26 protein-coding genes are annotated in these 25,929 nt (G+C 72.1%); 14 read left to right on the top strand and 12 right to left on the bottom strand.

The annotated features are described in order from the left end of the window. The first annotated feature begins 3 nt into the window (after nucleotides 1–3). A complete protein-coding gene (locus ACTVZO_RS19570) occupies nucleotides 4–1,242 on the top strand; it encodes a LamG-like jellyroll fold domain-containing protein (protein WP_443299621.1) in 1,239 nt (412 codons plus the stop codon). Nucleotides 1,243–1,276: 34 nt separating this feature from the next. Here ACTVZO_RS19570 and ACTVZO_RS19575 read toward each other — a convergent pair whose 3' ends face one another. Both ACTVZO_RS19575 and ACTVZO_RS19580 read right to left on the bottom strand, forming a co-directional pair. After that, on the bottom strand, nucleotides 1,277–1,915 hold the full coding sequence (locus tag ACTVZO_RS19575) for a M23 family metallopeptidase (RefSeq protein WP_443303226.1): 639 nt from the start codon (nucleotides 1,913–1,915) through the stop codon (nucleotides 1,277–1,279). 408 nt (nucleotides 1,916–2,323) lie between these two features. After that, a complete protein-coding gene (locus ACTVZO_RS19580) occupies nucleotides 2,324–4,849 on the bottom strand; it encodes an ATP-dependent Clp protease ATP-binding subunit (RefSeq protein WP_399923346.1) in 2,526 nt (841 codons plus the stop codon). Between the two features lie 486 nt (nucleotides 4,850–5,335). On the opposite strand from ACTVZO_RS19580, the gene ACTVZO_RS19585 reads away from it, so the two are divergent. Beyond that, on the top strand, nucleotides 5,336–5,941 hold the full coding sequence (locus tag ACTVZO_RS19585) for an SCO3374 family protein (RefSeq protein ID WP_443299622.1): 606 nt from the start codon (nucleotides 5,336–5,338) through the stop codon (nucleotides 5,939–5,941). On the opposite strand, the gene ACTVZO_RS19590 is transcribed toward ACTVZO_RS19585, so the two are convergent. The 7 genes from ACTVZO_RS19590 to ACTVZO_RS19620 all read right to left on the bottom strand — a co-directional run bounded on the left by ACTVZO_RS19590 (nucleotide 5,920) and on the right by ACTVZO_RS19620 (nucleotide 9,887). After that, nucleotides 5,920–6,258, bottom strand: coding sequence for a histone-like nucleoid-structuring protein Lsr2 (locus ACTVZO_RS19590; RefSeq protein ID WP_384222814.1), 339 nt, complete (start codon nucleotides 6,256–6,258; stop codon nucleotides 5,920–5,922). The two genes, ACTVZO_RS19585 and ACTVZO_RS19590, sit on opposite strands and share 22 nt — an antisense overlap. 165 nt (nucleotides 6,259–6,423) lie before the next feature. After that, nucleotides 6,424–6,954, bottom strand: a complete 531-nt coding sequence (locus ACTVZO_RS19595) for an amino-acid N-acetyltransferase (protein WP_443299623.1) — start codon at nucleotides 6,952–6,954, stop codon at nucleotides 6,424–6,426. A gap of 10 nt (nucleotides 6,955–6,964) precedes the next feature. Beyond that, complete coding sequence (locus ACTVZO_RS19600) at nucleotides 6,965–7,456, bottom strand: BlaI/MecI/CopY family transcriptional regulator (protein WP_443299624.1); 492 nt, start codon at nucleotides 7,454–7,456, stop codon at nucleotides 6,965–6,967. Between the two features lie 98 nt (nucleotides 7,457–7,554). Continuing rightward, nucleotides 7,555–7,722: a hypothetical protein gene (locus ACTVZO_RS19605; protein ID WP_443299625.1), complete on the bottom strand. Its 168-nt coding sequence runs from the start codon at nucleotides 7,720–7,722 to the stop codon at nucleotides 7,555–7,557. A gap of 14 nt (nucleotides 7,723–7,736) precedes the next feature. Continuing rightward, nucleotides 7,737–8,333, bottom strand: coding sequence for a hypothetical protein (locus ACTVZO_RS19610; protein ID WP_443299626.1), 597 nt, complete (start codon nucleotides 8,331–8,333; stop codon nucleotides 7,737–7,739). A 53-nt stretch (nucleotides 8,334–8,386) separates the two neighbouring features. Further along, the gene (locus ACTVZO_RS19615; RefSeq protein ID WP_443299627.1) at nucleotides 8,387–8,575 is read right to left on the bottom strand and encodes a DUF397 domain-containing protein; all 189 of its coding nucleotides are present in this window, start codon (nucleotides 8,573–8,575) and stop codon (nucleotides 8,387–8,389) included. Nucleotides 8,576–8,711: 136 nt separating this feature from the next. Then, nucleotides 8,712–9,887 (bottom strand): threonine aldolase family protein, encoded by a 1,176-nt coding sequence (locus ACTVZO_RS19620; protein WP_443299628.1) that lies wholly within the window; start codon nucleotides 9,885–9,887, stop codon nucleotides 8,712–8,714. A gap of 98 nt (nucleotides 9,888–9,985) precedes the next feature. On the opposite strand from ACTVZO_RS19620, the gene ACTVZO_RS19625 reads away from it, so the two are divergent. From ACTVZO_RS19625 to ACTVZO_RS19655, 7 genes are all read left to right on the top strand, one after another. Beyond that, the gene (locus ACTVZO_RS19625) at nucleotides 9,986–10,900 is read left to right on the top strand and encodes a Rossmann-like and DUF2520 domain-containing protein (protein WP_443299629.1); all 915 of its coding nucleotides are present in this window, start codon (nucleotides 9,986–9,988) and stop codon (nucleotides 10,898–10,900) included. Beyond that, nucleotides 10,897–11,889 carry a pantoate--beta-alanine ligase gene (gene panC, locus ACTVZO_RS19630; protein WP_443299630.1) on the top strand — a complete coding sequence of 331 codons (993 nt, stop codon included), beginning with the start codon at nucleotides 10,897–10,899 and terminating at the stop codon, nucleotides 11,887–11,889. Before ACTVZO_RS19625 ends, panC begins: the two co-directional genes overlap by 4 nt. After that, nucleotides 11,886–13,640, top strand: coding sequence for an L-aspartate oxidase (locus tag ACTVZO_RS19635; protein ID WP_443299631.1), 1,755 nt, complete (start codon nucleotides 11,886–11,888; stop codon nucleotides 13,638–13,640). The genes panC and ACTVZO_RS19635 overlap by 4 nt, the downstream gene beginning before the upstream one ends. 2 nt (nucleotides 13,641–13,642) lie before the next feature. After that, nucleotides 13,643–14,623 carry a carboxylating nicotinate-nucleotide diphosphorylase gene (gene nadC, locus ACTVZO_RS19640; RefSeq protein ID WP_443299632.1) on the top strand — a complete coding sequence of 327 codons (981 nt, stop codon included), beginning with the start codon at nucleotides 13,643–13,645 and terminating at the stop codon, nucleotides 14,621–14,623. 3 nt (nucleotides 14,624–14,626) lie between these two features. Continuing rightward, the gene (locus ACTVZO_RS19645) at nucleotides 14,627–15,436 is read left to right on the top strand and encodes a type III pantothenate kinase (RefSeq protein ID WP_443299633.1); all 810 of its coding nucleotides are present in this window, start codon (nucleotides 14,627–14,629) and stop codon (nucleotides 15,434–15,436) included. Nucleotides 15,437–15,736: 300 nt separating this feature from the next. After that, complete coding sequence (locus ACTVZO_RS19650; RefSeq protein ID WP_443299634.1) at nucleotides 15,737–16,861, top strand: DUF5937 family protein; 1,125 nt, start codon at nucleotides 15,737–15,739, stop codon at nucleotides 16,859–16,861. A 127-nt stretch (nucleotides 16,862–16,988) separates the two neighbouring features. Next, nucleotides 16,989–18,539, top strand: a complete 1,551-nt coding sequence (locus ACTVZO_RS19655) for a M28 family metallopeptidase (RefSeq protein ID WP_443299635.1) — start codon at nucleotides 16,989–16,991, stop codon at nucleotides 18,537–18,539. 116 nt (nucleotides 18,540–18,655) lie between these two features. On the opposite strand, the gene ACTVZO_RS19660 is transcribed toward ACTVZO_RS19655, so the two are convergent. Beyond that, nucleotides 18,656–19,651, bottom strand: a complete 996-nt coding sequence (locus ACTVZO_RS19660) for an SAM-dependent methyltransferase (RefSeq protein ID WP_443299636.1) — start codon at nucleotides 19,649–19,651, stop codon at nucleotides 18,656–18,658. A gap of 107 nt (nucleotides 19,652–19,758) precedes the next feature. Here ACTVZO_RS19660 and ACTVZO_RS19665 point away from each other — a divergent pair, with 107 nt between their 5' ends. After that, nucleotides 19,759–20,961: a sensor histidine kinase gene (locus ACTVZO_RS19665; RefSeq protein ID WP_443299637.1), complete on the top strand. Its 1,203-nt coding sequence runs from the start codon at nucleotides 19,759–19,761 to the stop codon at nucleotides 20,959–20,961. Nucleotides 20,962–20,978: 17 nt separating this feature from the next. Further along, on the top strand, nucleotides 20,979–21,656 hold the full coding sequence (locus ACTVZO_RS19670) for a response regulator (protein ID WP_443299638.1): 678 nt from the start codon (nucleotides 20,979–20,981) through the stop codon (nucleotides 21,654–21,656). Between the two features lie 69 nt (nucleotides 21,657–21,725). Here ACTVZO_RS19670 and ACTVZO_RS19675 read toward each other — a convergent pair whose 3' ends face one another. Both ACTVZO_RS19675 and ACTVZO_RS19680 read right to left on the bottom strand, forming a co-directional pair. Beyond that, nucleotides 21,726–23,090: a PH domain-containing protein gene (locus ACTVZO_RS19675; protein WP_443299639.1), complete on the bottom strand. Its 1,365-nt coding sequence runs from the start codon at nucleotides 23,088–23,090 to the stop codon at nucleotides 21,726–21,728. Next, complete coding sequence (locus tag ACTVZO_RS19680; protein WP_443299640.1) at nucleotides 23,087–23,578, bottom strand: PH domain-containing protein; 492 nt, start codon at nucleotides 23,576–23,578, stop codon at nucleotides 23,087–23,089. The genes ACTVZO_RS19675 and ACTVZO_RS19680 overlap by 4 nt, the downstream gene beginning before the upstream one ends. Nucleotides 23,579–23,609: 31 nt before the next feature. Between ACTVZO_RS19680 and ACTVZO_RS19685 the strand changes: the two genes are divergently transcribed. Genes ACTVZO_RS19685 through ACTVZO_RS19695 form a run of 3 tightly spaced genes read left to right on the top strand, consistent with a single transcriptional unit; the run spans nucleotide 23,610 to nucleotide 25,897 of the window. Next, entirely contained in the window at nucleotides 23,610–24,752 is a 1,143-nt protein-coding gene (locus tag ACTVZO_RS19685) for an NADH-quinone oxidoreductase subunit D (RefSeq protein ID WP_443299641.1), read from the top strand. A 57-nt stretch (nucleotides 24,753–24,809) separates the two neighbouring features. Then, nucleotides 24,810–25,652, top strand: coding sequence for an arylamine N-acetyltransferase family protein (locus ACTVZO_RS19690; protein ID WP_443299642.1), 843 nt, complete (start codon nucleotides 24,810–24,812; stop codon nucleotides 25,650–25,652). A gap of 29 nt (nucleotides 25,653–25,681) precedes the next feature. Further along, nucleotides 25,682–25,897 carry a hypothetical protein gene (locus ACTVZO_RS19695; RefSeq protein WP_443299643.1) on the top strand — a complete coding sequence of 72 codons (216 nt, stop codon included), beginning with the start codon at nucleotides 25,682–25,684 and terminating at the stop codon, nucleotides 25,895–25,897. Nucleotides 25,898–25,929 lie beyond the last annotated feature (32 nt).

The raw sequence follows: 25,929 nt of genomic DNA on the forward strand, positions 1-25,929 counted from the left end.
GGAATGAGCGACGGCACGAATCCCCCGAGCAACCCGCAGCCCGAGCCCGCCCCGGGGAGCGGTGGCTACGGGTTCCCGCCGGGGCCCCCCGCACAGGGCGGGTACGGCTTCCCGCCCGGGACACCGCCCGCCCAGAGCGGCTACGGCTTCCCGCCCGGCCCGCCCGCGCAGGACGGCGGCGGCTACGGCTACCCCCAGGCGGGCGGGCCGAACCCGTACCAGCCCGACGCGCACCAGCCGGACCCGTACCGGCAGGACCCTAGGGCGCAGCAGGCGCCGTGGCCGCCCGGGCAGCCGGGCATACCGGGGCAGGGGCTGGGGCCGGGGCCGGGACAGGGGCCGGCCGGTGATCAGCCGGACTGGGAGGCCATGGCCGACCGCTCCGCGGCCGAGCGGCGCAAGAAGCGGCTGTGGATGCTGGGCGGCGGGGTGACCGTACTGGCGCTGCTGGCCGGCGGCGGAACGTTCTTCCTGCTGGGCGGCGAGGAGCACCCGGAGGTCCCGACGGATGACCCCGCGGTGTCGGCGTCCGCCTCGCCGGGCGGCCCCTCGGGCTCGGCGGCGCCGTACTCCCCCACCGTCGAGGGCGACGCGACGCTGCTGCGCGACAGCAACGGGAAGATCGGGATCCGGCTGGGGCCCGACACGCAGATCGCCCCGGTGGGCAAGCGGTTCCAGATCGTCTCGAAGGGCACGTCGAAGTCCTACGCGCAGGCCTCCGAGGCGGCCGTGGACGTGACGAAGAGCTTCTCCGTCACGGCCCGCCTCTACAACTCGGCCGCCAAGGGCTCGCGGATCGCCGTGAGCCAGGGCGACGGCGAGTCGTTCTCGTTCGAGCTGGGCATCGACCAGGTGAACGGCAAGCAGGCCTGGATCTTCCGGGTGCAGACCGGGGACAAGGGCGCCGCGGCGACCACGCAGACCGTCGTCGCCGAGGGCCTGGGCATGGTCAAGACGCCGACCACGGTCATCGGGGCGTACGACGCGGAGAAGAAGGCGATCGCCCTCTACGTGGACGGCAAGAAGGCCGGCGAGGCCGCCGTGCCGGGCATCTGGCAGGCCCCCGGCCCGCTCCAGCTGGGCCGCTCGCGCCACCACGGGATCTGGTCCAGCGCGTGGCAGGGGGGCATGCACAACATCCGGGTCTACGAGACGGCGTTCTCGCCCGAGCTGGCGGCCGCCTACAAGGAGGGCAAGATGCCCGCGGCGACGAAGCCCTCACACTCCTGGCTGCTCACCTAGGACCGGCCAGGGACCGGTCCGGGGACCCGTCAGGTCAGATGGTGACGCCGACGGTGCGCAGGAAGGACACCGGGTTGACGGCCGAGCCGTAGTTCGGGGTGGTGCGGATCTCGAAGTGGAGGTGCGGGCCGCTGGAGTTTCCGGTGTTGCCGGACAGCGCGATCTGCTGGTCCACGGCGACCTTCTGGCCGATCTTGACCTGGATCTTCGAGAGGTGCGCGTACTGCGAGTACGTGTTGTTCGCGTGCTTGATCACGACGGCGTTGCCGTACGCGGGGCCGTCGCCGCCGCCGTTGGGGCCCGCCTTGACGACGGTGCCGGCGGCCACGGCGTCGACCGGGGTGCCGACCGGGACGGCGAAGTCCTGGCCGGAGTGCTTGTTGGACCACATGCTGCCGCCCTTGCCGAAGGTCGCGGACAGCGTGTACTTCTCGACCGGCTTGTCCCACAGGCCGGTCTTCGCGGCGGTGGTCGCGGTCTTCGCCGTCTTCGCGGCGCCGGCGGCCTGGGCCGCGGCCTGCTCGGCGACCAGCTCGGCGGTCCCGGTGAGGGCGGTCTGCGTCGTGTCGGCGAAGGCGGCGGTCGTCCCGGCCCCGAGGGCCAGCGCCGCACCGAGAGCGGTTGCGCCGACGGCGATACGGGTACGGGTGGTGATGACGCGCTTCGCGGACATGAAGGAGACCTCCGGGGCCGGGGACAGAACGTGGTTCACGCCCGCCACGGGCATGAAGTGACCCGGCACGGTCTGGCGTGTGCCGGGTGGGCTCATCTTTGGTAACCCGGGCCCCCGCCCTTCCCCAAACCTCCCCATTACTACCCGAACTCGTAGACCTGGTACGTGTGACGAACTCGTTTGACCAGGTCACTACCGGGTCGCTGGTGGACAAATCGGGTGACTGGATCTACGAAACCTTCTAGTAGGTCCGATTTGCCCTGTGCGGCTTGTCACCGGCTCAGGGCCTTCGCCCGGCCCTTGCGGGACCTTCGGCAGGCAACCGAAAGGGGCGGCCCCGGAACCTTTCGGTTCCGGGGCCGCCCCTTTTGTACGGCTTGTACCGCTGTCGCTACCGCGCTCCGGCGGTCACGCGCCCTTCGACAGGTCCGGGCCGGAGCCCGTGGCCTCGATCGGGGGGAGGTCGGGCAGAGCCGACTTCTCCTCGCCGCGGAAGGTGAACTTGGCGTCCTCGCCCTCACCCTCCTTGCCGACGACCACGATGTGACCGGGGCGCAGCTCGCCGAAGAGGATCTTCTCCGACAGGATGTCCTCGATCTCGCGCTGGATGGTCCGGCGCAGCGGCCGGGCACCCAGGATCGGGTCGTAGCCGCGCTTGGCGAGCAGGAGCTTCGCGTCGCCGCTCAGCTCGATGCCCATGTCGCGGTCCTTCAGGCGCTCGTCCACCTTGGCGATCATCAGGTCGACGATCTGGATGATGTCTTCCTCGGTGAGCTGGTGGAAGACGACCGTGTCGTCGACGCGGTTGAGGAACTCGGGCCGGAAGTGCTGCTTGAGCTCTTCGTTGACCTTCGCCTTCATCCGCTCGTACCCGGTCTTGGTGTCGCCCTGGGCCGCGAAGCCCAGGTTGAAGCCCTTGGAGATGTCCCGCGTACCCAGGTTGGTCGTCATGATGATGACCGTGTTCTTGAAGTCCACGACCCGGCCCTGGGAGTCGGTCAGACGACCGTCCTCCAGGATCTGGAGAAGGGAATTGAAGATATCCGGGTGGGCCTTCTCGACCTCGTCGAAGAGGACGACGGAGAACGGCTTGCGGCGCACCTTCTCGGTGAGCTGGCCGCCCTCTTCGTAGCCCACGTAGCCGGGGGGCGAACCGAAGAGACGGGAAACCGTGTGCTTCTCGCTGAACTCCGACATGTCGAGGGAGATCAGTGCGTCCTCGTCACCGAAGAGGAATTCGGCGAGCGTCTTCGAGAGCTCGGTCTTACCGACACCGGACGGGCCGGCGAAGATGAACGAGCCACCCGGGCGCTTCGGGTCCTTCAGACCCGCACGGGTACGGCGGATCGCCTGCGAGAGCGCCTTGATGGCGTCCTTCTGGCCGATGACCCGGCGGTGGAGCTCGTCCTCCATGCGGAGCAGTCGCGAGGACTCCTCCTCGGTGAGCTTGAAGACGGGAATGCCGGTCGCGGTCGCGAGGACTTCGGCGATGAGCTCGCCGTCGACCTCGGCGACGACGTCCATGTCGCCGGCCTTCCATTCCTTCTCGCGCTTGGTCTTCGCCGCCAGCAGCTGCTTCTCCTTGTCACGGAGAGACGCCGCCTTCTCGAAGTCCTGGGAGTCGATGGCCGACTCCTTGTCGCGGCGCACGCCCGCGATCTTCTCGTCGAACTCGCGGAGGTCCGGCGGCGCGGTCATCCGGCGGATGCGCATCCGGGAGCCGGCCTCGTCGATCAGGTCGATCGCCTTGTCCGGCAGGAAGCGGTCCGAGATGTACCGGTCCGCCAGCGTCGCCGCCTGGACGAGGGCCTCGTCCGTGATGGAGACGCGGTGGTGGGCCTCGTAGCGGTCGCGCAGGCCCTTGAGGATCTCGATCGTGTGGGGGAGGGAAGGCTCCGCCACCTGGATCGGCTGGAAGCGGCGCTCGAGGGCCGCGTCCTTCTCGAGGTGCTTGCGGTACTCGTCGAGCGTCGTGGCACCGATGGTCTGGAGCTCACCACGGGCCAGCATGGGCTTGAGGATGCTCGCGGCGTCGATCGCGCCCTCGGCGGCACCCGCACCCACGAGGGTGTGGAGCTCGTCGATGAACAGGATGATGTCGCCGCGGGTGCGGATCTCCTTGAGCACCTTCTTCAGGCGCTCCTCGAAGTCACCGCGGTAGCGGGAACCGGCGACCAGGGCGCCGAGGTCAAGCGTGTAGAGGTGCTTGTCCTTGAGGGTCTCGGGGACCTCGCCCTTGACGATCGCCTGCGCCAGGCCCTCGACGACGGCGGTCTTGCCGACGCCGGGCTCGCCGATGAGGACCGGGTTGTTCTTGGTGCGGCGGGACAGCACCTGCATGACCCGCTCGATCTCCTTCTCGCGCCCGATGACCGGGTCGAGCTTGGATTCGCGGGCCGCCTGGGTGAGGTTGCGGCCGAACTGGTCCAGGACGAGCGAGGTCGAGGGCGTGCCCTCGGCCGGGCCGCCGGCCGTGGCCGACTCCTTGCCCCCGCCGGTGTAGCCGGAGAGCAGCTGGATGACCTGCTGCCGGACTCGGTTGAGATCGGCGCCCAGCTTCACGAGGACCTGGGCGGCGACGCCCTCGCCCTCGCGGATCAGGCCGAGCAGGATGTGCTCGGTGCCGATGTAGTTGTGGCCGAGCTGGAGGGCCTCTCGGAGCGAAAGCTCCAGGACCTTCTTCGCCCGCGGGGTGAAGGGGATGTGGCCGGACGGGGCCTGCTGCCCCTGACCGATGATCTCCTCAACCTGCTGGCGAACAGCCTCGAGCGAAATCCCGAGGCTCTCCAGGGCCTTAGCGGCGACACCCTCACCCTCGTGGATCAAGCCCAGGAGGATGTGCTCGGTGCCGATGTAGTTGTGGTTGAGCATCCGGGCTTCTTCCTGAGCCAGGACGACAACCCGCCGCGCGCGGTCGGTGAACCTCTCGAACATCGTTTATCGCTCCTCAGAGCGGTCGGGCAGTTCGGGGTCGGTCCCCGCCCTGTCCTTCCGCATGCTAGTCCCGCGGGGCGGGACAGCTCATTCCAACTGCCGACATCCCTCCGCGGCTCACCCCCGCGTCAGCGGGGAAAACCGGCTTGCAGAGCCGACAACTGCTCCAACCCGATGGTGCGAGACGATGTTCCCGCAGGCCAGGCAGATACCCGTCATGCGTGTACGCCGATGGCGAACGGAAGCCCGTCAAATCAGCGTGTCGCCCCGATCCACTAGGAATGTCTTACCCGTAAGGACTGACACTCCATGCCGGTGGCACCGGTTCCCTCCGCTAAGGGCGAACAAGATTCCGTCCCGAATGTGGGACTCCGCCCCGCGGATGTTTACGTTCCGCATTGATCCGCGTGCGGTGCGTCATCCCCGTGCTCCCGCCGGGAGGCATCCCGGCCGTAACCCGCGGGCTCCGCGGAAGTTGCTCAGGGCATGGCCTCCAGCACCGTCGCAGCCCCCGCCGTCCCGCTGCCCCGCGTCCCGGCCGAGGAGGCCGCGTACGCCGCGAGCGCCGCCCACGCCTCCTGGTACGAGCACGTGCTCGGCTGGCCCGTGACGGGCGGCCCGCCGGTCCAGCTGGTCACCGGGGTCCGGTTCGACGTGCTGGAGCTGCCGTCCGATGCGGGGGCGGCGCTCCTGCGCAGGCCGGTCGACACCGGCCCGGTCGCCCGCATGGGGCGCAGGATGAGGCTCCTGGTGGCCCCGGGGAGCGCGGAGGAGCTCGACGGGCTGCTCGACTGGCTGGAGTGGGGCGGGGTCGCCCTGGATCTGACCGCCCTGGGTGCGGGTGGCCGGATCACCGCCCCGGCTCCGCCGGGACCGCCCCCCGGCCCTCGGGAGGCCGCCGTGTGGCTGCGGCCCCCCGAGCAGGGGTGCGAGGCACTGCTGCCGGCCCTGCCGGGTCCCCCCGGGCCGGGCTCCGGACCCGCCCGTGGGCCCGATCTCGTACGCCTCGTGGCGGCGGCGGCGACGGAATGCCACCGCGCGCGGCTGCGGCGCCCTGCGACGCGGTGCGGTCAGCCCTTGGCCTTCTCGTAGGCCTCGCGAATCTCGGCCGGGACGCGTCCGCGGTCGTTCACGTTGTAACCGTTGTCCTTCGCCCACGCGCGGATCTCGGCGGTGTCCGGGTTACCGGTCGTCGCCGAGGCACGGCCCTTGGCCCGGGCCGCGGTCGCGCGCCCGCCGGTGCGGCGGCCGCCCTTCGTGTACGGGTCGAGCAGACCGCGGAGCTTTTCAGCGTTGGCGGTGGTGAGGTCGATCTCGTAGGTCTTGCCATCCAGAGCGAACGTCACCGTCTCGTCCGCCTCGCCGCCGTCGAGGTCGTCGACAAGAAGGACCTGAACCTTCTGTGCCACCGGGATTTCCTTTCATCGAAAAGCAGTACGCGGAAAGGAAACCGCTTTTGCCTGGAAAACACAAACCCCCGGGGAGAGGTTCAGGACGGCAACGGGGCGGGAAACGTGCGCGATTCGGACATAGGCCACAGGTGCGGGGAGGGCCGGAAAAGCCGGGGCCATCGATCAGAGGTGCAGAAGCATCCGACTGTTGCCCAAGGTGTTCGGCTTCACTCGTTCGAGACCGAGGAACTCGGCGACGCCCTCGTCATAGGAACGCAGGAGCTCCATGTAGACATCGGTCTCGACCGGGGTCTCCCCGATCTCGACGAAGCCGTGCTTCGCGAAGAAGTCCACTTCGAAGGTGAGACAGAAAACCCGGCTCACGCCGAGCTCGCGGGCCGTCCGCAACAACTGCTCCAGCACCAGATGACCGACGCCGGCGCCCTTGAGGTCGCGGTCGACGGCGAGAGTGCGTACTTCGGCGAGGTCTTCCCACATCACGTGGAGAGCGCCGCACCCGACCACCTGGCCGCCGGACTCGCGTTCCGCGACCCAGAACTCCTGGATGTCCTCGTAAAGGACGACCGGTGCTTTGTCGAGCAGGATCCGCTGCTGCACGTACTGGTCGAGCAGGCGGCGCAGCGCGGGAACGTCACCGGTGCGGGCACGGCGGATCGTCACTGTTTCTGGATGTGCGGCGGAAAACTCTCCCATGGCCCGGACGCTATCGCCCCGGTCCCTCCGGACGCTCGCCGGACTCCCCTCCGGCCGGGGCGGAGCCTGCCGGTGCGGCCGCCTCGGCCGGGGCCGCTGCTTCGGCCGCATCGGCCGCATCGGCCGCTTCGGCCGCTTCATCGTCGTGCTGGACGATCCGGACGGCGTCCCGGAGGGCTTCCCGCTGTTCCGCGGACATCATGCCGAAGAAGGCGACGAGGGCGGCCGCGGGGTTGTCACTGGTCGACCACGCTTCGTTCATCAGTGCGGCCGAGTATGCGGCGCGGGTCGAGACCGCCGTATATCGATAGGCGCGGCCTTCCGCTTCCCGGCGGACCCAGCCCTTCTGATGAAGATTGTCCATAACGGTCATGACCGTGGTGTACGCGATGGACCGTTCCTGCTGGAGGTCTTCCAGCACTTCTCGAACGGTGACCGGGCGGTTCCACTGCCACACCCGCGTCATGACGGCGTCTTCGAGTTCTCCCAAGGGGCGAGGCACAACAGCACGATAGTGCGGCTTGTGGGTAATTGCCCGACTATTCGCTCGGCAACGCGCGACAAAATCCGGGGCCCCGACGGGACCCCGGACGGCGCCGGTTACTTGCGCGGCTGGCGGGCGGCCTCGGCCCGGGCGATCACGGCGTCGACCGCTTCGTCCTCCTTGGCCTTGTTGGCGCCGCCCTGGGTCTTCACGATCGTCACGACGAGAGCGATGAAGAACGCGGCCATCACGATGGGGGGCACGAGCGCGGAAACGTAGTCCATGCCCCTCAGCGTAACTATCCGGCGGCCCGGCCCTCCGCCGGGGGCGGGGTCGGCTTGCGGCGCGGCGGGAACACCTCGCCGGGGGTCGGGACCGGCCGCGGGGGCGCCTGTGGCTGCGGCGGTTGCTTGGGCTGGGGCTTCGGGCCCGGGGCCGGCTCCTCCCGGCCGCCGGCCAGGGCCAGCAGCCGGGTCCGCGGCGCGGGCGCGGTCGACAGCCGGCGGCGTACGGAACGCTCCAGGACGGCCTGGGCCCGGACCAGCAGCGCCGCGGCGACCGGGTTGGCCCGCAGGGCGCGCAGGGCCGCCAGATCGTCCGGTGCGGGCTCGTAGCCGGCGGCCAGGGCGTCCTGGAGCAGCTCCAGGTACCCGGAGAGGCTGCCGGGCAGGGCGCCCCGGTAGCGGGCCAGATCCTCCAGGAGGAAGGCTCTGAGCCGGCCCGCCTCCTGCACCACGTCGTCCACCGATTGCGCGAGGCGCAGGCAGTCCTGGACCTCCGAGGCCTTGAGGGGGGCCGAGGAGGACTGAAGGGCGTGGGCGAGCGAGCGCCTGAGCACGTGCAGCTCTGCGGCACTGAACGCCATGCCGCCGCGGGATCCGTAGGGCGTGGGCATGGGCCGAAGATACGCGCTAATCGGACAAAATCCCCTTTGGCGCGGCCGGTCGGTCAGCCGGACTCTTTCACCGCGGCCAGGAAATCGGCCCAGGCCGCCTGGGTCGTGGCGAGCACGAGGTGCGCGGGATCGGCGCGGTCGGCGACGCGCACGAGGGTGCCTGGGGCGGCGGATACGTAGACGCAGGCGTCTTCCGCCTCGCCGCAGAACGAGGACTTCTGCCACGTGGGCCGAGCGGTCATGGTGTCTCCTCGCGGGTATTTCCAGTGGGGGGACGGTATCTCCGCGTCCGCCCCCCGGCGGTGTCTTTAACGCAATCCGGCGATTCCCCGGTTCCCGGCGAGGCCTCGAAGGGGCCTCGCCGGGAACCCGCCGGCACTACAGGCGCGCCGCGAAGGCCGCCACGGCCTCGGCGACCTCCGCCCCGGTCCAGCTCAGGCCCGGTTCCGTGACCTCGACCTCGGTCACCGCGAGGCCGGGGACCGGCGCCGGCCACCAACGGCGGAACAGGACCCGGCCCGTCTCCTGCGCCACGCGGACCGACACCTCCGTCAGGTGCTCCGGGTCGTACGGGAGCCAGACCTGGAACTGGTGGGTGTGCGGCGGCTCCGGGTGCACCCGCGACCACGGGATCCCGGCCTGCGCGAAGGCCGGCCCCAGCGCCGCCGCCACCATCCGCGCCTGCGCCACGTACGACGGCAGCCGCGGCAGTTCCCGCTCCAGCCCGGCCAGCGCGGCCAGGGCCTGCGGGAACTGCCGGAAGATCTGGCCGCCGTACCGGTGGCGCCAGACCCTGGTCTCCTCCACGAAGGCCCGCGGCCCGGCCAGCGCCGCCCCGCTCAGGCCGCCGAGGGACTTGTAGAACGAGACGTACACCGAGTCCGCGAGCCCCGCGATCTCCGCCAGCGGCCGCCCGAAGTGGACCGTGGACTCCCACAGCCGGGCCCCGTCGAAGTGGACCACCGCCTCCCGTTCCCGGGCCGCGTCCGCCAGCGCCTCCAGCTCCTCCCAGGTGGGCAGGAGGAAGCCCGCCTCCCGCAGGGGCAGCTCCAGCATCAGCGTGCCGAACGGCTCCGCGAGCCCCGCGACCTCCTCCGCCGACGGCTGGCGCGCCTCCGTCGTCGGGTGTGCCACCCGCAGCCCCGAGACGGCCGACAGCGCGCCGCCCTCCCACCGCTCGGGGTGGCTCATCGGGTGCAGCGCCACCACCGGGTTCCCGGTCCGGCCCGCCCAGCAGCGCAGCGCGACCTGCTGGGCCATGGTCCCGCTCGGGAAGAAGGCGGCGTCCTCGGTGCCCAGCAGGTCCGCGACCCGCCGCTCCAGCTCGGCGACCACGCCGTTGCCGTAGAGGTCGGCCGGCTGGTCCAGGTCGTACGGGGCATGGGCGAGCGGCGCCAGCAGCTCCGCCACCGTGGCGTCCCGCAGGGAACGGGAGAGCATCCGCCCGGCCCCCCGCCAGGCCGCAGCCTGCCGCTTCTCCCGCTCGGTGTCCTCGGCGGCCTCGGCGTGCCCGGTGTCCTCGGTGTCCGCGTAGCCCTCGTAGTCCTCGCTCATGGCTCACGATCATCGCCGACCGGCCAAAGGGCCAGGAGCTAGCATGGCGGCGTATCGTCCGGTACCCCCCGCGGACTGGAACGGAAGGCCCTCCCCGCGTGAATCCATCACAGCAGCCACGCCCTGCCCGGCTGGCGGTCGGTGTCGTCGGAGCCGGCCGGGTCGGCCCCGCGCTGGCCCGCGCGCTCCAGCAGGCCGGGCACCTGCCCGTCGCCGTGTCGGGCGTCTCCGACGCCTCGGTGCGCCGCGCCGCGCGGATGCTGCCCGACGTCCCCCTCGTATCACCCGAGCAGGTGTTCGAGAAGGCCGATCTGGTCCTCCTCACCGTGCCCGACGACGCGCTGCCCTCCCTGGTCGAGGGGCTCGCCGAGACCGGTGCGATCCGGCCGGGACAGCTCCTCGTCCACACCTCCGGCCGGTACGGGACCGCCGTGCTCGACCCGGCGCGCCGCGCGGGCGCCCTGCCGCTCGCCCTGCACCCCGTGATGACCTTCACCGGCACCGAGGTCGACGTGCAGCGGCTGGCCGGCTGCTCCTTCGGCGTCACCGCCCCCGAGGAGCTGCGGCTCGCCGCCGAGGCCCTGGTCATCGAGATGGGCGGAGAGCCCGAGTGGATCGCGGAGGAGAACCGTCCGCTCTACCACGCGGCCCTCGCCCTCGGCGCGAACCACCTGGTCACCCTGGTCGCCCAGGCCATGGAGCTGCTGGGCAAGGCCGGGGTCGAGCACCCCGACCGGATGCTCGGCCCCCTGCTCGGCGCGGCCCTCGACAACGCCCTGCGCTCCGGGGACTCCGCCCTGACCGGCCCGGTGGCCCGCGGCGACGCCGGTACGGTCGCCGCGCACGTCTCGGAGCTGCGCAAGCACGCGCCCGGCACGGTCTCCGGATACCTGGCGATGGCCCGCACCACCGCCGACCGCGCCCTCGCCCACGGACTGCTCAAGCCCGAGCTCGCCGAGGACCTGCTCGGCGTGCTCGCCGACCCGGACCCGGAAGGGGGCGACACCCCGTGAGCCGACTGCTGCTCGACACCGCCGCGGAGCTCCGGGAACTGCCGCGCACCGGCCGCCGTGCCGTCGTGATGACCATGGGCGCCCTGCACGAGGGCCACGCCACCCTGATCCGCTCGGCCCGCGAACTGGCCGGACCGCAGGGCCAGGTCGTGGTCACCGTCTTCGTCAACCCCCTGCAGTTCGGGGCGGGCGAGGACCTGGACCGCTATCCGCGCACCCTCGACGCCGACCTCGCGATCGCCGAAGGGGCGGGCGCCGACGTGGTGTTCGCCCCGGCGGCCGACGAGGTCTACCCCGGCGGCGACCCCCAGGTGCGGATCAGTGCCGGCCCCATGGGCGAGCGCCTCGAAGGGGCCACCCGCCCGGGCCACTTCGACGGGATGCTGACCGTCGTCGCGAAGCTGCTCCACCTCACCCAGCCCGACCTGGCCCTCTTCGGCCAGAAGGACGCGCAGCAACTGGCCCTGATCCGGCGTATGGTCACCGACCTGAACTTCCCCGTGGAGGTGGTCGGCGTACCGACCGTCCGCGAGGACGACGGGCTCGCGCTGTCCTCCCGCAACCGCTACCTCTCGTCCGCCGAGCGGCGCACCGCCCTGGCCCTGTCCCGCGCCCTGTTCGCCGGACAGGACCGGCTCGCCGCGCAGGCCGCGCTGCGGGCCCGCGCCGAGGCCTCCCCGGCCAGCGACGAGCGGGCCACCGCCCTGGCCCGGCTCGGCGAGATCCGCGCCTCCGCCGACGCGCACGCCGTCTCCGCGGCGGGCACCGGGCTCCCGGACGCCGTACGGGCCGCCGCGGCCCACGTCCTGGAGGAGGCGGGCCGCCACGAGCCGCCGCTCGTGCTGGACTACCTGGCGCTGGTCGACCCGCAGGACTTCGCCGAGGCCGGCCCCGGGTTCACCGGACAGGCCGTACTGGCCGTCGCCGCGAAAGTGGGCACGACCCGGCTGATCGACAACATCCCACTGGAATTCGGAGCACACTCGTGAGCACCCCAGGCAGAGGCCTCCCGTCGGGCGGCACCGGCGCGGGCACCGGCATACGGCTGCACGCACCCGCCCCCGGCTGGGCCGTCGACGCCGACGTCGTGGTCGTCGGCTCCGGCGTCGCGGGGCTGACCGCGGCGCTGCGCTGCGCCGCCGCCGGCCGCCGTACGGTCGTGGTCACCAAGGCCCGGCTCGACGACGGCTCCACCCGCTGGGCCCAGGGCGGCATCGCCGCGGCCCTCGGCGAGGGCGACACCCCCGAGCAGCACCTGGACGACACCCTGGTCGCCGGTGCGGGCCTGTGCGACGAGGCGGCCGTCCGGCTGCTCGTCACCGAAGGACCGGACGCGGTACGGCGGCTGATGGCCACGGGCGCCGTCTTCGACACCTCCGCGGAGACCGGGGAGATAGAACTGACCCGTGAGGGCGGCCACCACCGGCGCCGGATCGCGCACGCGGGCGGCGACGCCACCGGGGCCGAGATCTCCCGGGCGCTCGTCGAAGCCGTGCAGGCCGCGGGGATCCGTACCGTCGAGAACGCGCTCGTCCTCGACCTGCTGCAGGACGCGCACGGCCGCACCGCCGGGGTCACGCTGCACGTCATGGGCGAGGGCCAGCACGACGGCGTCGGCGCCGTCCACGCGCCCGCCGTGATCCTCGCGACCGGCGGCATGGGCCAGGTCTTCTCCGCGACCACCAACCCCTCCGTCTCCACAGGCGACGGCGTGGCGCTCGCCCTGCGCGCCGGGGCCGAGGTCTCCGACCTGGAGTTCGTGCAGTTCCACCCGACGGTGCTGTTCCTCGGCCCGGACGCCGAAGGCCAGCAGCCCCTCGTCTCGGAGGCGGTCCGCGGCGAGGGCGCGTACCTGGTCGACGCGGACGGCGTGCGTTTCATGGTGGGACAGCACGAGCTCGGCGAGCTCGCCCCCCGCGACATCGTCGCCAAGGGCATCATGCGGCGCATGCAGGAGCAGGGCGCCCAGCACATGTACCTCGACGCCCGGCACTTCGGCGCCGAGATGTGGGAGCAGCGCTTCCCCACCATCCTCGCCGCCTGCCGCTCCCACGGCATCGACCCGGTCACCGAGCCGATCCCGGTCGCGCCCGCCGCGCACTACGCGTCCGGCGGCGTACGGACCGACCTGCACGGCCGCACCACCGTCCCGGGCCTGTACGCTTGCGGCGAGGTCGCCTGCACCGGCGTGCACGGCGCGAACCGGCTGGCCTCCAACTCCCTGCTGGAGGGCCTGGTCTTCGCCGAGCGCATCGCCGACGACATCACCGCGCAGGCACGCTCCGGCAACGGCCCCGGCGTACCGGTGCCCTCGACCGGCCCGCTGCAGCCCGCCGAGGCCCGGCACGAGATCCAGCGGATCATGACGGACGGCGCGGGCGTGCTGCGCTCCGCCGCGTCCCTGCGCACGGCCGCCGAGGCGCTCGAAGGCCTGTACGCCACCGCCCTGAACTCCCTCGAAGCGCACGGCAAGACCGCCGAACCGGGGGTGGACACCTGGGAGGCCACGAACCTGCTGTGCGTGGCCCGGGTACTGGTCGCCGCCGCGCAGCGGCGCGTGGAGACCCGCGGCTGCCACTGGCGCGAGGACCACCCGGACCGGGACGATGCCGCCTGGCGCCGCCATCTCGTCGTCCGCCTGTCGGCGACCGAGAAGCGGGCGCTGGTCGTCACCCCCACCGACTCCGCGGACTTCCCGTCCGTGCACGTACCCCTCAGCACCCAGAGCCTGGAGCAGTGACCGTGAGCACCCCCGACGAACTTCCCCTGATCGACCAGCCCGCCGACGACGGCGCCGGCTGCGGCGACGACTGCGCCTGCGGCGACGGCGAGGAGACCGGCCTGGACCCGGCCCTGGCCCAGCTGCTGGCGGACGCCGGGCTGGACCCCGTCGAGGTCGAGGACATCGCCCACATGGCGCTCTCCGAGGACCTGGACGGCGGGGTGGACGTCACCACCGTCGCCACGGTGCCGGAGGAGGCCGAGGCGGTGGCCGACTTCATCGCCCGCGAGGACGGCGTCGTGGCCGGCCTGCGCATCGCCGAGGCCGTGTTCTCCGTGGTCTGCACCGAGGCCTTCGAGGTGGAGCGGCACGCGGAGGACGGCGACGCCGTCAAGGCCGGGCAGGTGCTGCTGTCCGTACGCTCCCGCACCCGCGACCTGCTGACGGCGGAGCGCAGCGCGCTGAACATCGTGTGCCGCCTGTCGGGCATCGCGACCGCCACCCGCCGCTGGGCGGACGTGCTGGAGGGCACCGGGGCCAAGGTCCGCGACACCCGCAAGACCACGCCGGGGCTGCGCGCCCTGGAGAAGTACGCGGTGCGCTGCGGCGGCGGCGTCAACCACCGCATGTCGCTGTCGGACGCGGCGCTGGTGAAGGACAACCACGTGGTGGCCGCGGGCGGCGTCGCGCAGGCCTTCAAGGCCGTACGGGAGACCTTCCCGGACGTTCCGATCGAGGTCGAGGTCGACACCCTGGAGCAGATCGGCGAGGTCCTCGAGGCGGGCGCCGACCTGATCCTGCTGGACAACTTCACGGTCGCGCAGACCGCCGAGGCCGTGGCCCTGGTGGCCGGCCGCGCGGTGCTGGAGTCCTCCGGCCGCCTGACGCTGGACAGCGCCCGGGCGTACGCGGAGACCGGCGTGGACTACCTGGCGGTCGGCGGGCTGACGCACTCCTCGCCGATCCTGGACATCGGCCTCGATCTGCGCGAGGCGGTGTAACCCGTGCTCCTCACCATCGACGTAGGCAACACCCACACGGTCCTGGGCCTGTTCGACGGTGACGAGATCGTCGAGCACTGGCGCATCTCGACCGACCCGCGCCGCACGGCCGACGAGATGGCCGTGCTGATGCAGGGCCTCATGGGCATGCACCCGATGCTCGGCAGCGAGCTGGGCGACGGGATCCACGGCATCGCGATCTGCTCGACGGTGCCGTCGGTCCTGCACGAGCTGCGCGAGGTCACCCGCCGCTACTACGGCGACGTGCCGGCGGTCCTCGTCGAACCCGGCATCAAGACGGGCGTCCCCATCCTCATGGACAACCCGAAGGAGGTCGGCGCGGACCGCATCATCAACGCGGTCGCGGCGGTCGAGCTCTACGGGGGCCCGGCGATCGTGGTCGACTTCGGCACGGCGACCACCTTCGACGCGGTGTCCGCGAAGGGCGAGTACGTGGGCGGGGTCATCTCCCCCGGCATCGAGATCTCCATGGAGGCCCTGGGCGTCCGCGGCGCCCAGCTCCGCAAGATCGAGCTGGCCCGCCCGCGCAACGTGATCGGCAAGTCCACGGTCGAGGCGATGCAGTCGGGCGTGGTGTACGGCTTCGCGGGCCAGGTCGACGGGGTCGTGGGCCGGATGGCCAAGGAACTGGCCGGCCCGAACGGCGACCCGGACGACGTCCGGGTCATCGCCACGGGCGGCCTGGCCCCGATGGTCCTCGGCGAGTCCTCGGCGATCGACGACCACGAACCCTGGCTGACCCTCATCGGCCTCCGCCTGGTCTACGAACGCAACGCCCCCAACTTCGAGTAACCCCGCAGGCACCTCCCCGGCGGTGGCGCGGGGGACGGGTCGCGCCCAAGGGGCCGAACCCAGCCCCGCCCGGGGGCACCTCCCGGCGGTGGCCGGGGGAGTTTGAGGTGCGGGGGCCCGGGGCGGAGCCCATACCTTCCAGCCCCGCCGGAGTTTGAGGCGCGGGGGCCCGGGGGCGGAGCCCCCGCAACGGCGCCGCACCGGCACACGGGTCCGGGGCACGGCCCCGGGTGACGGGCCCGCGCCCCTCCGGCCCCGTCACCGCCACCCCGCGCGGGAGCGCACCGGCAGAATGGCCCGATGAGCGTCACCATCGACATCGCCGGGCTCCCCGCCGAGCGGATCAGCTTCACGCCCTCCCCGCTCGCCGAGCTCTGCATGGCCCTGCACGCGCTCTCCCAGCCCGCGCACCACCCCCGGCTCGCCTCCTGGAGCACCGCCACCGCCGCCACGCTCGATCCGTGCCTCGCGGACCGGCTGCTGGAGGCCGAGTTCATGTGGCGCAGCTCCTTCTCCGACATCTTCATGCCCTTCGCCGGAGTCCCCGGCGGGACCGGCCTGCCCAGCGCCACCCTGGCCGAGGAGCTCGACGTACTCGACCGGATGGACGACGAGCGGTTCGTGACGGCGGCCCTCGAACACTGCTGGCTCGCCTCGTACAACGACGGCGGCGGCCCCTCCCCGCTCACCGACCCGTCGAGCCGCGCCAAGGCGCTGGAGACGGCCGCCGCCCGCGGCCCCCGTCAGCTGGCCTTCTCCATCCGGCTGCTGGACGACACCGCGGCCGTACGGGTGTGGATGCGGCGGCTCGTCGAGGACTGCGACGAGGCCTTCTTCGCCGAGATCTGGAAGCGCGTCGAGCCCGCGCAGGCCGCCGACGCCCGGCACAAGACCGAGCTGCTGCGCCGCAAGGGGCTGCCGGCCGCGCTCAAGGAGGTCTCGACGGCGCTCGGCGTGGACGAGGACCACACGACGATCACCGCAGACAAGATGGTGGACGGCTCGACGACCGCCACGGACCCCCGCACCGGCACCGGCCTGGTCTTCATACCGACCAACTTCGGCTGGCCTCACCTGCTGGTGCTGCACGCACCGGGCTGGCGTCCGGTGGTCCACTACCCGCTCGGCTCCCCCGAACTGGACTCCGCACCCGGGTCCGTGGAACTGCTCCGGCGGCGCATGGAGGCACTGGCGCACCCCGTACGGATGATGCTGTGCCGGAGTCTGGCCCGGGCCCCGTACACGACCGGTGAGCTGGCGACCGTGTACGGGATCACCGCACCGGAAGTGTCACGCCATCTGGCGGTCATGAAAAAGGCCGGTCTGATCCATACGCGACGCCAAGGCCGTTATGCCCAGCATCAGTTGGATCTGTCTGCCGTCGCACGCATCGGTTCGGACTTCATCGAGGGCATCCTGCGCTAGGCCAATTCGCCGATATCCGGATTTCATGAACCGGAATCAGTTGAAACTCTGGCCATGGCGGCTCCTTGCCGCTTAACGTGCGTCCACCGTTTGGCCCTGCTCGCACTTTGCCGTGGAAGGACCTTGCATGCCCTCACGCCGTATAGCCGCTGCCACCGCCGCCCTGGCGGCCGCGGCCCTTGTCTCGCCCCTGCTGCTCGCCGGCCCGGCCGGCGCGACGAGCCCGCAGAGCGACGCCGCACGCGGTGACGCGCTGGCCAGGAAGCTGGTCAAGGAAGCGACCGGCAAGGGCGCGTACAACCACCTGAAGGTCCTGCAGGCGCTCGCGGACTACAACGACGGCAATCGCGTGGCCGGTTCCAAGGGCCACGTCCAGTCGGCGAAGTACGTCGAGGCCGTGATGAAGGCCGCCGGTTACAAGGTCACGAAGAACGAGTTCGACTTCGTGTACGTCGAGACCATCGCCGAGAAGCTGACGGTGAACGGCGCGAACGGGCGCGACGTCCCGATCCGCCTGATGACGTACACCGCGAGCGGCCCGGAGGACGGCATCACGGCGCAGGTCGCGGTCGCCCCGGTCGACGCGGACGGCACCAACGGCTGCGAGCCGGGCGACTTCGCCGCGGGCGCCTTCACGGGCAAGATCGCCCTGGTCAAGCGCGGCGGCTGCACCTTCGCGGTCAAGCAGGCCAACGCGGCCGCGGCCGGTGCGGTCGGCGCGATCCTCTACAACAACACCGAGGGCGCCCTGAACGGCACCCTGGGCGACGCCACCGCGGGCAAGGTCCCGACCGGCGGCATCACGCAGGCGGAGGGCGAGAAGCTCGCCGCCGAGGCCGCGGCCGGCCCGGTCGAGGTCACCCTGGACATCCGCGAGTTCCGCGAGAACCGCAAGACGTACAACGTGGTCGCGGAGACCCGCGGCGGGGACGAGAACAACACCGTCTTCCTCGGCGCGCACCTCGACTCGGTCGCGGCGGGCCCGGGCATCAACGACAACGGCTCCGGCTCGGCCGGCATCCTCCAGGTCGCGCAGCGCCTCGCCAGCAGCCAGACGAAGATCAAGAACAAGGTCAAGTTCGCCTGGTGGTCGGCGGAGGAGTACGGCCTGCTCGGCTCCGAGGCGTACGTCGCGGGGCTGACGGAGGCCCAGAAGAAGCAGATCAAGCTCTACCTGAACTTCGACATGATCGCCTCGCCGAACGCCGCCTACTTCGTCTACGACGGCGACGACTCGGACGGCGTGGGCGCGGGCCCCGGCCCGGAGGGCTCCGCGCAGATCGAGAAGGGGATCACCGACTTCCTCGACTCCAAGAAGATCCCGCACGCGGGCACGGACTTCTCCGGCCGCTCGGACTACGGCCCGTTCATCGAGGTCGGCATCCCGTCCGGCGGTACGTTCACCGGCGCCGAGGGCATCAAGACCCCGGCGGAGGCCGCGAAGTTCGGCGGCCAGGCGGGTGTCGCCTACGACGTGAACTACCACGGCAAGGGTGACGACATCACGAACATCGACCAGAAGGCGCTCGACATCAACGTCGACGTCATCGCGGACGCGGTCGGCCACTACGCCCACGACCTGGCCCCGCTCTCGAAGCCGGTCGTCTCCGTCCCGACCCCGGGCGGCAGCGGCGGCGGCGGTGGCCTCCACGCGGGCCACGACGAGGTCACGCGGTAACCAGGAGCCCTGAGGAGGGGGCGGGATCCCACACGGGATCCCGCCCCCTCCGGCCGTACCGGGCATCCAGCCCCAGCGGCGGCCGAAGGGCCGCGTCAGCCCACGGCAGGGCCGCGTCAGCCGCCCGGCCAGGCAGCCGCGATCCCCACGGGCCGGCAGAGCCACAGGAAGTCCCCCAGCCCCCCACGGGCCGTCAGCTCGGCCGCCTGCCCGGCACGGGCGAGCGCCCGCACGTACCCCGCGGGATCCTCGGACGCCAGGGCCAGCGGCGGCCGGGCGCCCGAGACCCCGAGGGCGGCCAGGGCCTCGCGCTGGCTCAGCAGCACCGGGCCCGGGCCCGCACCCGGGCCCACAGCCGCGCAGGCGTCCAACGCCACGTGCGCCGTCACATCGCAGCTGCCGTCCGGAACCGGCGCGACCTCCCGCCCCCCGCGAAAGCCCGTCAGCGTGCCGTACGGCGGCCTCGTCTCCCGGGTGTGCGCGTAGTCCACCGCCACCGCCAGGCCCCGCTCCACACCGGCCACCGCCGCCGCCCAGGCCTCGTCACGGGTCCGGCCGATCTCCACGCGGCCGCCGCCGGGCCACCACCGCTCCAGCCAGGCCAGGTCCGCGTCGTCCACCGGGCCGCCGGGACTCTCCGTACCGTCCGGCGCGACCAGCACGTACCGCCCGTCCTCGGCCACGTCGAGGGGCACGTTGTCCAGCCATTCGTTGGCGAAGAGCAGCCCCGTCGTCCCCTCCGGCGGCGAAGCCACCCAGCTGATCCGCGGGTCGAGCCCCGCCGGCCGCTCCGCTCGCTCCACCGCGTACGGGCGCACCCGTACGGCCACCTCCGCCGGCAGCGCGGCGAGCACCCCGGTCAGCAGCTCCGCCCGCCCTGCGCCCACGTCGACCAGGTCCAGGTCCGCCGGGTGCCCGAGCTCCGCGTCCACCCACCGCAGCAGCCGGGCCACGGCTCCCGCGTACAGCCCGGAGGCGTGCACCGAGGTGCGGAAGTGCCCGGCGGGCCCGGGCCCGTCCGGGCGGACGTAGAAACCGCCGGGCCCGTACAGCGCGGATTCCATCGCACTGCGCCATCGGACCGGGGTCTCGGATGCATCCTGGGCGCTCATCCCACGAAGGTTATGCTCACCCTCCACCTTGCGGAGTACGCCCCCCGGGCCAGGTTGGAACCTCTGGTTGACTCCAGCACCTATCCACGTTCCCTACTCTGGGTTACGTGCAGCGCCTCTACGACTTCCTCCGCAGACACCCGACGGGCGTCGACAGCTTCTGGGCTGTCCTCCTCTTCGGGGTCTCGATGCTGAACGTCGCTGCCGAATCCACCGTCGACACCCCGATGAAGCTGGTCGCCGTCCCCGTGGTGTTCGCCATGAGCACGGCCGTGGCCCTGCGGCGCAAGTGGACGCAGTCGATGTTCTGGCTCACCCTCGGGGCCGGGGTCTACCAGCTGGCCGTGGGCGTCATCGCCGGGTTCTACGACGTCGCCATGTTCGTGATCCTCTTCACCGTCGCCGCGAGCGAGGTCCCGCGCTGGGTCTCGCGCACCGCACTGGGCTGGGGGCTGGTCGCCGCGCCGCTCTACTTCGTGCGGCACGGCGTGGACAAGGGCACGAACGACGTCGACAACATCCTGTTCGCCGTCTTCATGATCGTCCCCTTCGCCCTCGCCTGGGTGCTGGGCGACTCGCTGCGCACCCGGCGGGCCTACTACGCCCAGCTCATCGAGCGGAACCAGCGGCTGGAGAAGGAGCGCGAGGCGCAGTCCAAGGTGGCCGTGGCCGCCGAGCGCGCCCGGATCGCCCGCGAGCTGCACGACGTCGTCGCGCACAACGTCTCGGTGATGGTGGTCCAGGCCGACGGGGCCGCGTACGTCATGGACGTGGCGCCCGAGCAGGCGAAGGAGGCCCTCCAGACCATCTCCGGCACCGGCCGCCAGGCCCTCGCCGAGATGCGCCGGCTGCTGGGCGTCCTGCGCACCGGCGAACCGCAGGAGTCCGAGGACTACGTGCCCCAGCCGGACGTCGAGCAGATCGAGGTGCTGGTCGAGCAGGTACGGGCGGCGGGGCTCACGGTGGACTTCGAGGTCGAGGGCGCGCCCCGGCGGCTGCCCAGCGGAGTGGAGCTGACCGCGTACCGGATCGTGCAGGAGGCGCTGACCAACACGCGCAAGCACGGGGGCCCCGACGCGAAGGCGAGCGTCCGGCTGGTCTACTTCGACGACGGGCTCGGCCTGCTGGTCGAGGACGACGGGCGGGGAGCGGCACACGAGCTGTACGAGGACGGCGGCGCCGACGGCGCCGGGCACGGACTGATCGGCATGCGCGAGCGGATCGGTATGGTCGGCGGAACCCTGGACGCCGGGCCGCGGCCCGGCGGCGGCTTCCGGATCAGCGCGCTGCTGCCCCTGAAGAAGAGTTGAAGAGGACGAGGTGACGGATGTCCATCCGAGTGATGCTGGTCGACGACCAGGTGCTGCTGCGCACCGGCTTCCGCATGGTGCTCGCCGCCCAGCCGGACATGGAGGTCGTCGCCGAGGCCGGTGACGGCCTGGAGGCGCTGGAGGTGCTGCGGGCCACGAAGGTGGACGTGGTGCTGATGGACGTGCGCATGCCGAGGCTCGACGGGGTCGAGGCGACGCGGCGGATCTGTGAGCCGGAGGAGCACCCGAAGGTGATCATCCTGACCACCTTCGACCTGGACGAGTACGCGTTCTCCGGGCTGAAGGCGGGGGCGAGCGGGTTCATGCTGAAGGACGTGCCGCCGGCCGAGCTGCTGGCGGCGATCCGCTCGGTGCACAGCGGGGACGCGGTGGTCGCCCCGTCGACGACGCGGCGGCTGCTGGACCGCTTCGCCCCGATGCTCCCGACGACCACTCAGGAGCCGCAGAACAAGGAGATCGAGCGGCTGACGGAGCGCGAGCGCGAGGTCATGCTGCTGGTGGCCCAGGGCCTGTCGAACGGCGAGATCGCGGCGCGGCTGGTGCTCTCGGAGGCGACGGTGAAGACCCACGTGGGCCGCATCCTGACCAAGCTGAGCCTGCGCGACCGCGTGCAGGTGGTGGTCCTGGCGTACGAGACGGGCCTGGTCCGCGCGGGCGGCGGCGGCCTCGGCTAGGCCGTCTCCTTCGACCTGGGCCGCCCCCGCAGCGGAGTTCCCCGGGCCGGGCGGCCCGGGGCCGGAGTCCTAAGCCCCCGTCTCCGTCCCGGGAGTCGTCATCCAGCGGTCCGGACGGGCCGCCGCGCGGGAGGTGTGCGAGCGGGCCGCCTGGGCGCGCAGCAGTTCGGCGGCCTCGCCGGCGGCCCGCAGCCGGGCCGTCACCGTGCCGTTCGCCCCGGTGTCCACGTGCACGTCGGCCAGGCCGCGGGCCCGCTCCCAGGGCCCCTGGGTGAGCCGGACGCTCTGCACCTTGGCGTGCGGGACGATCTCCGTACGCCGGCACACCCGGCCGTGCCGGGCGGCGAACACGTCCCCGGAGACGGCCAGGGCGTAGCCCTTCCACCACACCGGGACCACCCAGCGCGAGCCGGTGCCCGGCGAGCCGCTGAAGGACAGGGCGGCCAGGTCCACGCCCGGCAGCACCCGGGCGGTCACGGCGTACGCGGCGGCCCGCGAGGCCACCGGGACCAGCACGTCGTTCTTCGAGCCCGCCACGGCCAGCTCCACCCGGACCCAGTCGCGCCGCCGCCACAGCAGCGGCTCCACGATCCGTACGGTCTGCACCCGGCCCGGCGGCACGGTCTCGTGGGCCCGGTCGAGCAGACCGTGGTCGAGGCGCAGCCCGTCCGGGGACTCGGCGACCCGCCAGTCGTACTCGACGAGGAAACGGCCGGCGCTGCCCGCCCAGACCGCGCCGAGCAGCGGGAGCAGGGTGACGACGGCCGCCCACGGGCTGGAGCTGAGCCACCACACCACCACGGGCGCGGTCAGTCCGCCGGCCAGCGCCGCCCAGACGCCCAGGCTCAGCAGCAGCGACACGACGAGGTCGCGCGGGCGTACGCGCAGCAGCTCCCGGTCCGGGGCCTCGCCCAGGCTCACCGCCTCCTCGGGCGCGAAGCCGGCCGCCCGGGCCAGGAGCTCGGCGCGCAGGGCCACGGCCTCCTTCTCGGAGAGGAAGGCCAGCTCGTCCTTGTCCTCGGTACCGATCACATCGAGGCGCAGCTTGGCGACGCCCGCGACGCGGGCCAGCAGCGGCCGGGTGACGTCCACGGCCTGGATCCGGTCGAGCCGGATGTGCGCGGTGCGCCGGAACAGCAGACCGGTGCGGATGCGCAGCTCCGTGTCGGTCACCGAGTAGTACGTGACCCACCAGCTCAAGAACCCGTACAGGCCGAAGACGAGGACCAGGGCGGCCAGCGCCAGCAGGCGCAGCACGGCGGACTGGTCCGCTATCCACTGCTGCGCCCTGTCGCCCTGCTGGAGGACGACACCGAGGGTCGCCGCGATCGGCACCCACGCACGGCGCAGCGGGGTGAGGGGATGCAGCCGCCGCTCGCCCGTGACGGCAGGGGCGGTTCCCACCGGAGCGGCCTGCGCCGGTTCGGGGGTCACAGGCCCGCCGACCTTGCCTGGCCGAGCTCGGTGAGCCGGTCGCGCAGCCGCTCCGCCTCGGCGGGCGCGAGGCCCGGGATCTTGGCGTCCGTGGCAGCGGCGGCCGTGTGCAGCTGTACGGAAGCCAGCCCGAAGCGGCGCTCCAGCGGCCCCGAGGTCACCTCGACCAGCTGCATCCGCCCGTACGGGACCACGGTCTGCTCCCGCCACAGCACGCCTCTGCTGATCAGCAGGTCGTCCGCACGCTCGGCGTACCGCCAGGACCGCCAGTTCCGGCCGGTCAGGTCCCAGCCCCACACCAGGAGGAGCAGCCAGAACACCCCCAGCAGCGCCCAGGCCGGCCCGATCAGCAGCCCCGCCACGACCCCCGTGGCCACCGCCGGAATCCCCGTCCACACCACCAGCAGCACCCGGCGCAGCCTCAGCAGCCCACCCGGCAGCCCCACCCACTCGGGCCCCACCGTCTCACCCGCAGTCCCCGTTTCCATTCCTCAAGCGTAGGGCTGAGACAATGCCGCCATGACGGAGACCACGGTCGGCATCGGCGGGGCGGCGGAGAGCACCGACATGGTGCTCAACATCGGCCCCCAGCACCCTTCCACGCACGGCGTGCTGCGCCTGCGTCTCGTCCTGGACGGCGAGCGGATCGTCAGCGCCGAGCCCGTGGTCGGCTACATGCACCGCGGCGCCGAGAAGCTGTTCGAGGCACGCGACTACCGGCAGATCGTGATGCTCGCGAACCGCCACGACTGGCTGTCCGCGTTCTCGAACGAGCTCGGTGTGGTCATGGCCGTCGAGCGGATGCTCGGCATGGAGGTCCCCGAGCGGGCCGTGTGGATGCGGACCCTGCTGGCCGAGCTGAACCGGGTGCTCAACCACCTGATGTTCCTCGGCTCGTACCCGCTCGAACTGGGCGGGATCACCCCGATCTTCCACGCCTTCCGCGAGCGCGAGGAGCTCCAGGCCGTCATGGAGGAGATCTCCGGCGGCCGCATGCACTACATGTTCAACCGCGTCGGCGGCCTCAAGGAGGACCTCCCGGCCGGCTGGCTGGGCCGGGCCCGCGAGGCCATCGCCGACGTCCGCACCCGCATGGACGTCTACGACAAGCTGGTCCACGGCAACGAGATCTTCCGGGGCCGCACCCGCGGCGTCGGCGTGCTCTCCGCCGAGGCCGTGCACGCGTACGGGGTCTCCGGCCCCATCGCCCGCGCCTCCGGCGTCGACTTCGACCTGCGCCGCGACGAGCCGTACCTCGCGTACGGCGAGCTCCAGGACGTCCTCCAGGTCGTCACCCGCACCGAGGGCGACTGCCTGGCCCGCTTCGAGGTCCTGCTGGACCAGACCCACAACGCGCTCGACCTCGCCGTGGCCTGCCTGGACCGGATGGCCGAGCTCCCGCCCGGCCCGGTGAACCAGCGCCTGCCCAAGGTCCTGAAGGCCCCCGAGGGCCACACGTACGCCTGGACCGAGAACCCCCTCGGCATCAACGGCTACTACCTCGTCTCCAAGGGCGAGAAGACCCCGTACCGGCTGAAGCTGCGCAGCGCCTCGTACAACAACATCCAGGCGCTGGCCGTGCTCCTGCCGGGGACGCTGGTCGCGGACATGGTGGCGATCCTGGGCTCGCTGTTCTTCGTGGTCGGCGACATCGACAAGTAGCGCGCACCACAGCTCATTTGACGGGAAATCCAGGCATGTGACCCATAGGGTGATCACATGACTTCTGGCATATTCGACGCGTATCTGCGACGACTTGGCGTGACCGCCCCCGCCGCGCCCTCCGCCGAAGGGCTCTTCGCCCTCCAGCGGGCCCACCTGGAGCGCGTCCCCTACGAGAACATCGACATCCAGCTCGGCCGGCCGCCCGCCATCGGCCCCGAGCTGTCGGCGCGCCGCTTCGCCGACGGACGCGGGGGCTACTGCTTCCACCTCAACGGGGCCTTCGCCGCGCTCCTGGAACACCTCGGGTACGAGGTCACCCGCCACGTGGGCGGCGTCTACGAGGAGACCGGCGCGCAGGACGTCAACGGCAACCACCTCGCGCTGACCGTGCGGGTCGGCGGCGAGGCGTACCTGGTGGACGTGGGCCTCGGCGACGGCCCCTACGAGCCGCTGCCGCTGCGCGAGGGCGAGTACGAACAGGGCGGCTTCGGCTACCGGCTGGAGCGCCTGGCCGGGCCACTGGAGGGCTGGAGCTACTACAACCCGGGCAGCCCGTTCCCCCTGATGAACTTCCGGTCCGCCGCGGCCGGGATGGACGAGTTCGAGGCGGAGCACCTGAGGCTGTCCACCGCCGAGGACTCCTCCTTCGTGCGCACCCTGGCCCTGCTGCGCCGGGACGCCGAGTCCATCGACCTGATGCGCGGGCGGATCCTGACCCGCATCGACCCGGCGAAGGGGCCGAGCGACCGCGAGCTGACCGGCCAGGAGGAGTTCTACGAGGTCATCGCCACCGTCTTCGGGCGGGAGCTGGACGATCTGACGCCCGCGGACCGGACTGCCCTGTGGGACCGGGTCAGCCGGGCCCACGAGGCGTGGCTGACGGCCCAGCAGGGCTGATGTCGGTGCGGCAGGGCAGACTTGGGGCCATGTCCTCCTCCCCCCGCCGGGCCTGCCCCGCCTGCGGCCGCGACTGCGCCGTCACCGGCGGCCGGATCGCCCGCCACGACCCTCCCGACGGTCGCGGCCGCGCCGACCTGGTCTCCTGCCCCGGCTCACGGGCCAGGGTGGTGCTCGGCGCCTCGGCGCCGACGCTGGACGGGTTCGTCCTCGGGCCGCATCCGGGGCAGTTGCCGCTGTTCTAGGAGACGGCCGGGGTCCTAGTAGTGCTTTGTTA

Source organism: Streptomyces sp. IBSNAI002, from assembly GCF_052244475.1.
Classification (GTDB): domain Bacteria; phylum Actinomycetota; class Actinomycetes; order Streptomycetales; family Streptomycetaceae; genus Streptomyces.

Excerpts from the sequence above, each read along its gene's own strand:
- ACTVZO_RS19570 (WP_443299621.1), top strand. The coding sequence starts at position 4 with ATGAGCGACGGCACGAATCCCCCGAGCAACCCGCAGCCCGAGCCCGCC.
- ACTVZO_RS19575 (WP_443303226.1), bottom strand. The coding sequence starts at position 1,915 with ATGTCCGCGAAGCGCGTCATCACCACCCGTACCCGTATCGCCGTCGGC.
- ACTVZO_RS19580 (WP_399923346.1), bottom strand. The coding sequence starts at position 4,849 with ATGTTCGAGAGGTTCACCGACCGCGCGCGGCGGGTTGTCGTCCTGGCT.
- ACTVZO_RS19585 (WP_443299622.1), top strand. The coding sequence starts at position 5,336 with ATGGCCTCCAGCACCGTCGCAGCCCCCGCCGTCCCGCTGCCCCGCGTC.
- ACTVZO_RS19595 (WP_443299623.1), bottom strand. The coding sequence starts at position 6,954 with ATGGGAGAGTTTTCCGCCGCACATCCAGAAACAGTGACGATCCGCCGT.
- ACTVZO_RS19605 (WP_443299625.1), bottom strand. The coding sequence starts at position 7,722 with ATGGACTACGTTTCCGCGCTCGTGCCCCCCATCGTGATGGCCGCGTTC.
- ACTVZO_RS19610 (WP_443299626.1), bottom strand. The coding sequence starts at position 8,333 with ATGCCCACGCCCTACGGATCCCGCGGCGGCATGGCGTTCAGTGCCGCA.
- ACTVZO_RS19615 (WP_443299627.1), bottom strand. The coding sequence starts at position 8,575 with ATGACCGCTCGGCCCACGTGGCAGAAGTCCTCGTTCTGCGGCGAGGCG.
- ACTVZO_RS19620 (WP_443299628.1), bottom strand. The coding sequence starts at position 9,887 with ATGAGCGAGGACTACGAGGGCTACGCGGACACCGAGGACACCGGGCAC.
- ACTVZO_RS19650 (WP_443299634.1), top strand. The coding sequence starts at position 15,737 with ATGAGCGTCACCATCGACATCGCCGGGCTCCCCGCCGAGCGGATCAGC.
- ACTVZO_RS19655 (WP_443299635.1), top strand. The coding sequence starts at position 16,989 with ATGCCCTCACGCCGTATAGCCGCTGCCACCGCCGCCCTGGCGGCCGCG.
- ACTVZO_RS19660 (WP_443299636.1), bottom strand. The coding sequence starts at position 19,651 with ATGAGCGCCCAGGATGCATCCGAGACCCCGGTCCGATGGCGCAGTGCG.
- ACTVZO_RS19670 (WP_443299638.1), top strand. The coding sequence starts at position 20,979 with ATGTCCATCCGAGTGATGCTGGTCGACGACCAGGTGCTGCTGCGCACC.
- ACTVZO_RS19680 (WP_443299640.1), bottom strand. The coding sequence starts at position 23,578 with ATGGAAACGGGGACTGCGGGTGAGACGGTGGGGCCCGAGTGGGTGGGG.
- ACTVZO_RS19685 (WP_443299641.1), top strand. The coding sequence starts at position 23,610 with ATGACGGAGACCACGGTCGGCATCGGCGGGGCGGCGGAGAGCACCGAC.
- ACTVZO_RS19690 (WP_443299642.1), top strand. The coding sequence starts at position 24,810 with ATGACTTCTGGCATATTCGACGCGTATCTGCGACGACTTGGCGTGACC.
- ACTVZO_RS19695 (WP_443299643.1), top strand. The coding sequence starts at position 25,682 with ATGTCCTCCTCCCCCCGCCGGGCCTGCCCCGCCTGCGGCCGCGACTGC.